This window comes from Nocardia sp. NPDC060220, assembly GCF_042727815.1.
Lineage (GTDB): Bacteria > Actinomycetota > Actinomycetes > Mycobacteriales > Mycobacteriaceae > Nocardia.
Genome location: NZ_JBHWZY010000119.1, coordinates 1 through 11,562, shown reverse-complemented (window position 1 = coordinate 11,562; position 11,562 = coordinate 1). Strand labels below are relative to the sequence as shown.

General features: G+C 68.5%; 6 protein-coding genes. 3 read left to right on the top strand and 3 right to left on the bottom strand.

Features of this window, described 5'->3' with window-relative positions; all coding sequences use genetic code 11:
* The first annotated feature begins 5 nt into the window (after window positions 1–5).
* The 3 genes from ACFWF3_RS08900 to ACFWF3_RS08890 all read left to right on the top strand — a co-directional run bounded on the left by ACFWF3_RS08900 (window position 6) and on the right by ACFWF3_RS08890 (window position 7,269).
* Entirely contained in the window at window positions 6–5,807 is a 5,802-nt protein-coding gene (locus tag ACFWF3_RS08900; RefSeq protein WP_379313129.1) for an amino acid adenylation domain-containing protein, read from the top strand.
* Window positions 5,808–5,907: 100 nt separating this feature from the next.
* A complete protein-coding gene (locus tag ACFWF3_RS08895) occupies window positions 5,908–6,075 on the top strand; it encodes a hypothetical protein (protein WP_378990843.1) in 168 nt (55 codons plus the stop codon).
* A gap of 21 nt (window positions 6,076–6,096) precedes the next feature.
* Window positions 6,097–7,269: an ATP-grasp domain-containing protein gene (locus ACFWF3_RS08890; RefSeq protein ID WP_379313128.1), complete on the top strand. Its 1,173-nt coding sequence runs from the start codon at window positions 6,097–6,099 to the stop codon at window positions 7,267–7,269.
* A gap of 17 nt (window positions 7,270–7,286) precedes the next feature.
* Here the strand turns inward: ACFWF3_RS08890 and ACFWF3_RS08885 are convergent, their stop codons facing one another.
* The 3 genes from ACFWF3_RS08885 to ACFWF3_RS08875 are packed head-to-tail and all read right to left on the bottom strand — an operon-like array spanning window position 7,287 to window position 11,205.
* Window positions 7,287–7,922 carry a response regulator gene (locus tag ACFWF3_RS08885; protein ID WP_379313126.1) on the bottom strand — a complete coding sequence of 212 codons (636 nt, stop codon included), beginning with the start codon at window positions 7,920–7,922 and terminating at the stop codon, window positions 7,287–7,289.
* A complete protein-coding gene (locus ACFWF3_RS08880) occupies window positions 7,919–9,067 on the bottom strand; it encodes a sensor histidine kinase (protein WP_379313125.1) in 1,149 nt (382 codons plus the stop codon). The genes ACFWF3_RS08885 and ACFWF3_RS08880 overlap by 4 nt, the downstream gene beginning before the upstream one ends.
* 5 nt (window positions 9,068–9,072) lie before the next feature.
* The gene (locus tag ACFWF3_RS08875; protein WP_379313123.1) at window positions 9,073–11,205 is read right to left on the bottom strand and encodes an MMPL family transporter; all 2,133 of its coding nucleotides are present in this window, start codon (window positions 11,203–11,205) and stop codon (window positions 9,073–9,075) included.
* Between the last annotated feature and the right edge of the window lie 357 nt (window positions 11,206–11,562).

Genomic DNA, 11,562 nt, shown 5'->3' with positions numbered 1-11,562 from the left:
CCGACATCCCGTTCGAACGCCTGGTGGAACTGCTCAACCCCGAGCGCTCCACCGCGCGGCACCCGCTGTTCCAGGTGGCGCTGTCGTTCGAGAACCTGCCCGACGCCGGCTTCGAGCTGCCCGGCCTGTCGGTCTCGGCCGTCGACTTCGACGTCGACACCGCCAAGTTCGACCTGCTGCTCACCGTGCGGGAAGCCGCAGCTGGTGATGACGCGGGCGCCTACGCCGAGTTCTCCTACGCCAGTGCGCTGTTCGACCAGTCGACCGTGGAGAAGTTCGCGCAGCGCTTCCAGCGACTACTCGCCGAGGTCGTCGCCGACACCACCATCCCGGTCGGTGACCTCGAACTCCTCGACAGCGCCGAGCGCACCGAACTGCTCAGCCGCACAGGCGGTCCCGCCGCAGCGGTGAGCACCCTGCCGGAGCTGCTGGCCCAGGCCGTGGCAACCAACCCGACGGGTCAGGCCATCGTGGCGCCGGGCGAGTCGGCCTCGCTGACCTACGCCGAGCTCGACGCGGCGTCTTCGCGCCTGGCACGGGTGCTCATCGAGCGCGGTGCGGCACCGGAGACCGTCGTCGCCATCGCCATGCAGCGTTCGCTCGACACGACCCTGGCCATCTGGGCCGTCAGCAAGACCGGCGCGGCGTTCCTCCCGGTCGACCCGAAGTACCCGGCCGAGCGCATCGCGCACATGATGTCGGACTCCGGTGCGGCACTGGGCATCACGGTGTCCGCCGAGGCCGACCACCTGCCGACGCCCGTGCTGGGCGACTGGCTGACCCTCGACGACGCGGCCACCGAGGCCGAGGTCGCCGCACAGTCCGACGCCCCGATCACCGAGGCCGATCGCCGTGGCGAAGTCCGCCCCGGCAACACGGCTTACATGATCTACACCTCGGGTTCGACGGGTCTGCCCAAGGGCGTCGTCGTCACCCATGCCGGTGTGCCCAACTTCGCCGCCGCCCAGGTCGCGCAGTTCGGTCTCGACAAGAACGCGCGGACCCTGGCGTTCGCGTCACCGTCGTTCGACGCGTCGATTCTCGAGTTCCTCCTGGCCGTCGGCTCGGCGGGCACCCTCGTGATCACACCGGTCGGTGTGGTCGGCGGCGAGGAGCTGGCCGACATCATCGCCGGCGAGCAGCTGACCCATGTGTTCCTCACCCCGCTGGTCGCGGCGTCGATGGAACCCGCGGCACTGGCCGGGCTCGAAGCGCTGATCGTCGGTGGCGACAAGGCTCCCGTCGACCTGGTCGCGAACTGGCACAGCGCGGGTACCGACCCGGCGCTGCACCGGTTCTACAACGCCTACGGTCCCACCGAGGCGACCATCGCCACCAACCTGTCCGATCCGCTGCTGCCGGCCGACACCATGAACATCGGTGGCCCGATCGCGGGCGCGACCGTGTACGTGCTCGACAGCCGCCTGCGCCCGGTCCCCGAGGGCGTGGCCGGTGAGCTGTACCTCGGCGGTGTCCCGCTGGCGCGCGGCTACCACGCGCGCCACGGCCTCACCGCCGAACGTTTCGTGGCCAGCCCGTACGTAGCGGGCGAGCGCCTCTACCGCACCGGTGACGTCGTCGCCTGGCGTACGGTGCACGGCAAGCCGGTCGTGGAATACGTGGGCCGCAACGACTTCCAGGTGAAGATCCGCGGTTTCCGCATCGAACTGGGCGAGATCGACGCGGTCCTCACCGCGCACGACGACGTCGAGTTCGCCGCCACCATCGGCCGCAAGACCGACGCGGGCGCCACCATCCTGGTGTCCTACGTCCGCGGCAACGTGGATCCGGCCGCCCTGGTCGAGTACGCGGCGCAGCACCTGCCCGCGCACATGGTGCCCGCCGCCGTGATGGTCCTCGACGAGATCCCGCTGACCCCCGCGGGCAAGCTCGACCGGCGCGCACTGCCGGAGCCGGTCCTCGCTCCGCGCGAGTTCCGCTCGCCGACCAGCGAAATCGAGGCGATCATCGCCACCGTCTTCGCCGAAGTGCTCGGCGTGGACGCCGTGGGCCTGGACGATTCGTTCTTCGCCCTCGGCGGCGACTCGATCCTGTCCATCCAGCTGGTCTCGCGGGCCAAGGATCGCGGCGTGCTGTTCAAGCCGCGTGATGTGTTCGACAAGCGCAGCGTGGCAGGGCTTGCCGAGATCGCCGTGCTCGCGGGCGACGCCGAACAGATCGTGCTCGAGGAACTGCCGGGCGGCGGTGTCGGCGATATCCCGATGCTGCCGATCATGCGCCAGATTCTGGCGAGCGGTTCCACCTACGACCGGTTCTCCCAGTCGATGGTGCTGCGTCTGCCCGACAACATCACCGCCGATGTCCTGCACGCCACGATCGGCGCGGTCTTCGACCACCACGATGTGCTGCGCTCGCGAGTGGCGAAGGACGCCGCGAACGGGTGGATCTTCGAGGCTCTGGCACCGGGCGAGGTCGACGTGACCACGCTCGTGCGCCGGGTCGAGGTCGCCGGTGACATCGCCGACGATCAGCTGTCCAAGCTGGCCAGCGTCGAATACGACGAGGCCATGGGCCGTCTCGACCCCGCGAGCGCCGCCATGGTGCAGTTTGTCTGGTTCGCCTTCGGTGAGCCCGCCGAAGGTCCGCGCCGGCGCGACGCCCTGCTCATCGTCGGCCACCACTTCGTGATCGACGGCGTCTCCTGGCGCATCCTGATCCCGGATCTCGGCATGGCCTGGGGACAGATCGCGGCGGGCCAGCAGGTGACGCTGCCGGTCAACGGCACCTCGATGCGTCGCTGGGCGCACAGCCTGGTCGAGCAGTCGACCGATCGTCGCGCGGAACTGCCGTTCTGGCGCGAGGTGTCGGCCACCGTCGATCCGCAGCTCGGCGCGCGGGCCTTCGACCCGCAGGTCGACACCTTCGCCACCGTCGACCGGGTACAGGTCACCCTCTCGCCCGAGGTCACCGACGCGGTCCTCACCGCGATCCCGGGCCTCTACCACGGCGGCGTCAACGACGGTCTGCTCACCGCACTCGCGCTGGCCGTATCCCGTTGGCGTGGAGACGAATCCGGCACCGCGGCGCTGATCAAGCTGGAAGGCCACGGCCGCCAGGAAGAGATCGTGGCCGGTGCGGATCTGTCGCGCACCGTCGGCTGGTTCACCACCGCGTTCCCGGTCCGGCTGGACCTGGGCGGTGCCGACCTCGACGACGCGTTCGCCGGTGGCGCCGCGCTCGGTGACGTCATCAAGTCGGTCAAGGAACAGATGCTCGCGGTGCCGGACAAGGGCATCGGCTTCGGCATGCTGAAGTACCTCGACGGTGCCGACCTGCCGAGCGTGGGCCAGATCAGCTTCAACTACCTCGGTCGCGCGACCGCCGGTGAGATCCCGGCCGAACTCGCCGAACTCGGCTGGGTGCCGGTGGCGGATCTGGGCCAACTCGACGCCGAGATGGACCTCGACATGCCCGCCAACGCGACCCTCGATATCAACGCCATCGTCAACGACGGCGACGAGGGACCACAGCTCGGCGCGAACATCGCCTTCCCGAAGGGCCTGCTCACCGCCGAGCAGGCACAGGAGTTCGCTGATCTGTTCGTGGCCGCGCTCACTGCGCTCGCCACGCACGCCCAGCGGGTCGACGCGGGTGGCTTCACCCCGTCCGACATGTCCCTGGTCCGGGTCGGCCAGTCCGACCTCGAGCTGTGGGAGCGCGACTACCCGTCGCTGTCGGAGGTGTGGCCGCTCTCGCCGCTGCAGGCGGGCCTGATGTTCCACGCCATGCTCAGCTCGGCGACCGTCGACGTCTACACCGTGCAGGCCGTCCTCGACCTCACCGGCACCCTCGACACCGAGCGCCTGCGCGGCGCCGCCCAGGCCGTGCTCGACCGGTACCCGAACCTGCGGACCGCGTTCGTCACCGATTCGGCCGGTCAGCCGGTGCAGGTGGTGCTCTCCGAGCTCGAGGTCCCGTGGCGTGAGGTCGACCTCACCGACCTGCCCGAAGACGAGCGGATGCCGCGCATGCGGCAACTGCTGCAAGCCGACCAGGCGAACCAGTTCGACATGGCCACCGCGCCGCTGATCCGCTTCGGTCTCTACAAGATCGACGAGGAGCACTCGCACCTGGCGATCACCGTGCACCACATCCTGGTCGACGGCTGGTCCATGCCGCTGCTCATGCGCGACCTGCTCGTGCTGTACGCGGTGCACGGTGACCTCACCGCGCTCCCGCGCGTGGCGTCCTACCGCAACTTCTTGTCCTGGCTCTCGGGCTGGGATCGCGAAGTGTCGCTGCAGGTGTGGGCCGACGCGCTGGCCGGGGTCGAAGGTCCCACCCAGCTCGCGCCCGCGCCGCGCACCGAGGAACGCTACGAGCTCGGCAAGGTCATCGTCGAGATCGACAACGACCGCACCAGGGCGCTCGGCAAGTTCGCCGGCGAGCTCGGGGTCACCGTGAACACGATGCTGCAGACCGCGTGGGGCATCGTCGTCGGTCGCCTCACCGGCCGCGACGACGTGGTGTTCGGCGCGACCGTCTCGGGTCGCCCGGCGGAACTGCCCGGCGTCGAGTCGATGGTCGGCCTGTTCATCAACACCCTGCCCGTGCGCATCCAGATCGACGACCGGATGACCGCGGAGAAGCTGACCCAGCGAGTGCAGTCCGAGCAAGCCGAGCTGCTCAGCCACCACTTCGTCGGTCTGTCCGACATCCAGCGGGTGACGGGCATGGGCTCGCAGTTCGACACGCTGGTGGTGTTCGAGTCCTACCCGATGGACAAGGACGCCGTCACCGCGGCGAGCTCGATCGACGGCATGCAGGTCACCGGTGTCGGCCTCGACGACGCGACCCACTACCCGCTCACCCTGGTGGTGATGGCCGAGTCGACCATCGAGATCACGATGAAGTACCTGACCAGTACCTTCACCGCCGACGAGGTCCGCACGCTGTCGCAGCGCCTGCTGCGGGTGCTCGACGAGCTGCTCGACAACCCGTCCGGTCTGGTCGGCGACATCGACATCCTCGATGCGAGCGAACGCGCTCAGCTGCTCGCCGATTCCGGTGTGACAGCCGCTGTTTCGGCTCCGGTTGTTTCCGGTGTCGGCGCGCAGACGGTGGCCAAGATCCTCGCCGAGGTCGTCGAAGCCGATCCGCAGGCTCCGGCGTTGCTGCGCGGTGACAGCGAAATCGCCTACAGCGCACTGGATCGCAAGTCCTCCCAGCTGGCCCGGGTGCTCATCGCGCGCGGTGCGGGTCCCGGCGACGTGGTCGCGATCTCGCTGCCGCGCAGCGTGGATTCGGTCCTGGCCGCCTGGGCGGTCCAGAAGGCGGGTGCCGCGGTGCTGTTCGCGGGCGAACTCTCCGGCGTCGAGATCGCCGCCGCGGGAGCTCTTTTCGGGATCAGCGCGTCGCCGGTCGCCGGGGTGGCGGGTCAGTGGCTGATCCTGGCCGACGTCGAGGACGAGATCGCCGCGGCCGCGGCCCATCCCGTCTCCTACGCCGACCGCGTCCGCCCCCTGGCCGAGGACCACCCGGCCTTCGTGCTGGTCTCGGGCGAGAACACCACGGCCCTGGCCCAGTCCGACGCGGTGGCCCTCGCCGAGCGCCTGCGCGATGAACACGCCATCGACTACGAAGGCACCACCTACACCACCCACGCCTCCGGCCCGGCCGCGGTCCAGGAATTCCTGGCCTCGTCCACGGCGGGCGCCCTGTCGGTCCTGCCCGACGCCTCGGTCGAAGACGACCTGGCCGAGGGCGAGGTCACCCACTGGTTCGTCGCGGCAGGCGATCCGACCGACGCGGCCGAGGGTGAAGTGACGGTGATCGTCGCCGAATAGTCCGCCGCTACTCGCCTACCGGAGCGCTCGGTAGGCGAGTAGTTGTGGCGCAGGTGCCCTCGTCGGCCCTATCCTGGGTGCAGGAACAAGGGGAGGGCCTATGACCGATCAGCACGACGACCAGACCGATCCACGAGCGCAGTGGCGACAGCTTCCGCCCGCTCCCGCGGAGTGGATCGAGGAAACCCCGGCCAACACCCAAGCCACCGATCTCGGACTCCCCGCGATCGACCTCACCGAGGAATTCGTCCGCAAGTACGGCCTGTGATGTAGTTCCCCCCGATGTGACGTGGGGTCCTTCTTTCCGAAATGTGCTCGAAGCAGAACCGGGATAAGGTCCGGGTTCGCTTCGGGAAAAAGGAAGGGAGCGGTTGCCATAACGCTTCGGATTTGGCTGAGCAGTGCGGGCGCGGCCAGCGTTCAGGTCATGCGGTTGCTACGGGAGAACCCTGATGGGGTCGAGGTCACTGTTTTCGCCAGCAATGTGGATCCGAGTGCGGCAGCTCTCTCGGCGTGTGATGTGTCGGCGATCGAACCTCGGTATGTCAGCAACGAGGAGTATGCGCAGTTCGCGCTCGATTTCTGTCGGACACATCGCATCGACGTGCTCATTCCGCCGCGACGGCTCGACGCACTGGCGGGCCGCGCGGCGGACTTCGCCGCGGTCGGTACCAGTCTGATGTGTTCGCCGCTGTCCGCGGTGACGGCGCTGACCAGCAAGGTTCTCACCTACGAGATAGCCGGTGCCGCGGGGATTCCCGTACCGCCGTGGCGCGAGGCGGCCGACGTCGATGAGTTCTACGCGGCTGTCGACGAGCTTTCGCTCACCGGGGAGACGCTGTGTATCAAGCCCAGCGGTGAGTACTCGGCGTTCGGCTTCCGCATCCTCGACGACCGCCCGCTGACCATGGCGAACCTGCGGGTCGCGCCCCGGCCGGTGGCCTCGGTCGAGGCGGTCGCGGGGGCGATGCGGCGGGCGGCGGAAGAGGGCGAAGCGGTGCCGCCGCTGCTCGTGATGCCGTTCCTCGAAGGACCGGAGATCAGCATCGACTGCCTCTCCGCTTCGGGAGGCGAACTGCTGATGGGTATTCCGCGGGCCAAGCAGGGGCGTTTCCGCATCCTGCTCGACGATCCCGCGCTGGTCGACATCGCGCGCCGGCTCGTACGGCATTTCGAACTGGCGTATCTGACGAATGTTCAATTGCGTTATCGCGGTGGCGAACCGGTGCTGCTCGAGGCGAATCCACGCCCCTCGGCGGGCCTGTTCCACACATCGTTCGCGGATGTGAACCTGCCATGGGCCGCGGTTCGGCTGCTGCTGCAAGGGGATTCGGGATTGCGCCGACTGCCGCGGCTCGGCGCCTGCCTCGCCGTGGCGGAAGCGGTGATGGAGGTCGCGCCGCAATCGGACGGTCAGTTCCCCGGTGCCGTGCGCAGGAGCGCGGACCTGGTGCCCGGTTGATCGGCTGCCGGAGTCGGTCACTCGCCGGTGGTGAACAGGCCCCGCTTCATCGCGACGATGACCGCGTGGGTGCGGTCGTTGACGTCGAGTTTGGCGAAGACGCGCAGGAGATGGGTTTTGACGGTGGCTTCGGCGATGACGAGGCGCCGGCCGATCTCGGGGTTGGACAGGCCGTCGGCGACCGCGCGCAGGACGTCGATTTCTCGCGGTGTCAGGGTGACCGGCTCGGGGCGGCGGATGCGGGCGACCAGGCGTTCGGCGACCCGGGGCGCCAGGACAGTCTGGCCGCGGGCGGCGGCGTGGATGGCGTCGACGAGTTGATCGCGGGTGGTGTCCTTGAGGAGGTAGCCGATGGCGCCCGCTTCGATGGCGCGTTCGATCTCGGCATCGGTGTCGTAGGTGGTGAGGATCAGGACGCGGGTTCCGGTGCGGCGCACGATGTCGCGGGTCGCGGTGACGCCGTCCAGAACCGGCATTCGTAGATCGAGCAGCGCAACATCGGGGCACAGCCGTTCGGCGAGATCGATGGCTTCCGCGCCGTCGGCCGCCTCGCCGACGATCCGGATGGACGGTTCGGCCTGCAACAGCGCGACGAGACCCGCCCGCATCACGAGGTGATCGTCGGCGAGGATCAGGCGCAGGGGCTCGGTCACGTCGGTCCGGTCGCGGGGAGAAGGGCGAAGATCCTGGTGCCCTCGCCGGGCGAGCTGGTGACGGCGAATTCGCCACCGAGTTCGGCCAACCGGTTACGCATCCCGTTCAGGCCGAATCCACGAGCCTCGCGCGGTGCGAAACCGATTCCGTCATCGGTGATCTCGAGTTCCGGTCCGGCATCGGTGTAGGAGAGAACCACGCTCACAGTGCTCGCCTTCGCGTGCTTGCTCACGTTGGCCAGTGACTCCTGCGTGCAGCGCAGCAGTCCGATTCTGGTGGGTTGGTCGCAGACGATGTCCGCCAGTTCGGCGTGCACGGTCAGCCCGGTGTCTTCGACGAAGCTATCGAGGACCCGGCGCAGCGTCTGGGCGATCCCGGTGCTGTCCGCGGGAGTTCCGCCGACCAGCACCCTTGCCTCGGTGAGGTTCTCGCGGGCGGTGCGCTCGATCGACAACAGCTGTTTGGCGGTGGCCGCCGGATCGGTGCCGATGCCGTCGCGGGCCGCCTCGGCCAGCACGACGATGGAAGCGAAGCCCTGGGCGAGCGTGTCGTGGATTTCGCGGGCGATCCGTTCGCGTTCCTCGGCCGCGCCCTGCCGCTGGTGGGCGGCGGCCAGATCCGATTGGGTGCGTTCCAGCTCGGCGCCGAGGGCACGAGTGCGTTCGGCGCCCTGCCTGATCACCTGGTCCATCCACAGCCCGAGCAGGACGCCGCCCGCGTATCCGAGCAGGGTGAAGGTGGCATTGCCGGGGGAGAAGATCGGTCCGGTGAGATTCCCGATGAGGGTGGCTACCGCCGCCGCGCTGAGGTAACCGACCGCGCGGCGCGGTGTCGGAGTGTAGATCCAGAACAGCGGAATGGAGACGATGAAGAAGGCCGCACCGCCCTCGAGCAAGATCGCTGTCATGCCGAGGACGGCGACCAGCAGGCACAGAAAGCCGGTGGTGCCGACGACGCGGTGACGCGGAAAGGTCGTCAGCGCCAGATAACTCGCGGCCAGCGCCGTGATCAGGATCCACGTCGAGTACTTCGTCATATCGGTGCGATCGTGCACGGCGATCACGGGCGGGCCGAGGCCGAACAACACCCAGCATCCGGCGTACCACCGGCGCAGAATCCGCATCCGGGTCGGCCTCTCCTCCATTTCGCTCAGCCTACTTTCACCGGCTCGGCGGTGCGGGCGGGGCGGGCGGGCCACCAGGTGCGATCACCCAGCAGCAGCAACATCGCGGGCAGGATCACGATCCGGATCACGAACGCGTCGAGCAGGACCGCGGCCGCGAGGGCGAAGCCCATCTGCTTCATCTCCATGATGTGCAGCGGAACGAAGCTCGCGAACACTGTGACCATGACGAACGCGGCGCTGGTCACCGCGCTCGCCGAACCGCCGACGCCGTCGAGTACGGCCCGGCGGGTCGGCAGGCCGGCGCGTGCGAGCTCGCTGATGCGGCTGAGCACGAAAATCTGGTAGTCCATCGACAGTCCGAACAGGATCACCAGCAGCAGCAGGGGGACTCGGGAGCCGATCGAGCCGGTCGAATCGAAGTCGAGCAGGCCCTCGGCCCAGGTGTTCTGGAAGACCGCGGTCAACAGGCCCAGCGATGCGCCCGCCGAGAGCAGATTCAGCACGACACCGATCGATCCGAGGACCACGGAGCGGAACGTCACGACGGTGAGGACGAACGTCACCAGCAGCAACGTCGCGATGATCAGGGGCAGCTTCTGTTCCTGGTGGCGCGGGTAGTCGGCATAGCGAGCGACATCACCGGTCACCGCGTAGTTCACGCCGGAGAGGGTGCCGACGGTTGCCGGTAGGTAGTCCGTGCGCAGGCGTTCGAGGGACTGTTGGGCCGCATCGTCGCTGACGTGGTGCTGGACCGGCAGTTCCAGCAGGCTGACCCGGCCGTCGGAGGAGGTGCGCAGTTCGGTTTCGCCCGCGAGGGCGGGATCGGACTCGGCTCGTCGAGCCAGTGCGCGCAGCGCGTCGGTGACCTCGTCGGCTCGCTGCGGCTCGGCCGCCACCACGACCTGGTGCATCGACTTCAGCTGAGGGAACGCGGTAGTGAGCCGATCGAACGTTTGCATGGCGGGGATGGAGCGGGGATGGGTCTCGCGGCCCATGTCGGTGAGGTCGAGGCCGAGCAGTGGCACGGTGAGCGCGAGCATGGCCAGCACCGCGACGGTCAGTGCGGCTACCGGGCGTGCGGCGGTCAGTCGCAGCAGCGAACCGGTGAGTCGGCCGGTGCTCTCTCGCTCCGGTGTTGAGGGCTTGCGGGCCGCGCGCCGCTCGGCTCGATCGGTCAGCACTGTCAGCAGGGCGGGCAGTGCGGTGAGCGAGCTGGCCACCGCGACCAGGGTGACCAGAATCGCGGCGGTCGCGATCGAGGAGAAGACCACGTCGTCGGCGAGATACATCGTCGCGCTGGAGACCGCGACGGCGATACCGGAAACCACCACCGCGCGCCCGGAGGTCGCCGCGGCCAGTTCCACCAGCGCCCGTGAACTGAGCGCGCCGCCCGCGCGGGCCCGCTCCTCGCGCGCCCGCTTCAGATAGAACAGGGTGTAGTCGACGCCGACCGCCATCCCGATCAGCAGGATGATGTTCGTGCCGACACCGTTGTCGGGGAACAGGTGTGAAGCGGGCAGCGACAGCCCGATCGCCGCGACGATCGACGATATCGCCAGCAACAACGGCACCAGAGCCATTGCCGCCGAACGGAACACGACGAGCAGGGTGAGCAGGGTGATCGGCAGCGCGATCATCTCGGTTCTCGCCAGATCGCGCCCGCGCAAGGCTTCGACACCGCTGCTGATGGAGGGACCGCCGGTCTGCTCGACCTGTAGGTCCGGGTATGCCCGCTGTACCTGATCGGTTTGCGCGCGCAGCGCGGCCACGTGCTTCTTGGCATCGAGTTCGGCGCCCGCCATGGTCACGTCGACGCGCAGCACCGTCCCATCCGGTGAATACACCGCAGCATCAACGGATCTGACCTCGGGCAGTGTCAGCATTCGGTCGGTGACGTCCTGAGCGGCGTTGTGCGCGGCAGTTCCGCCGCCGGTGATCAGCACCCGTTCCATCGGCGCCTGCTGCAACCCGCCCGAGGTCGCGATCGCCTCACCGCGGCCCGCCTCGCCGATCCAGAAGTCCTCGGTGGCTGCGGGTTTCCCGCCGATGCCGACCCCGATTCCGACGCACAACGCCACGAAGACGAACCAGCCCACAATGGCCCGCCACGGATGGCGCGCGCTGGCAACGGCGATCAATACCAAGCGATTTCGCATGTCGTCAATGCTGCTCGGGTGGCCGGTGCCGTAGACAGCATCGACCGGTCGAACTTCGTGTCCACCGATCGGTGGACAACCTCTGGCCACATTCCGGAACGGTGTATTCGGTGGCGCGGAGGTCACGGGGCGGTAACACTCGTTTTCGCGGTGTCACGCCGGAAAAACCGCCGGCTTCCGCGGCAGGGGACGTTTCGCGGGCGACCGTCGAAGCCCGGAAGTGACAGTTCCGCGATGCCACTGCGTCTGACGTAATGCTTTCTTGCCTGGAGTTTGCCCTCGTCACAGCGAAGACTGAGGGAGCGCGCACCATGGCGACCCCGGCCGGCGTGCCGGTGCTGACGACGTCGCCGGGGT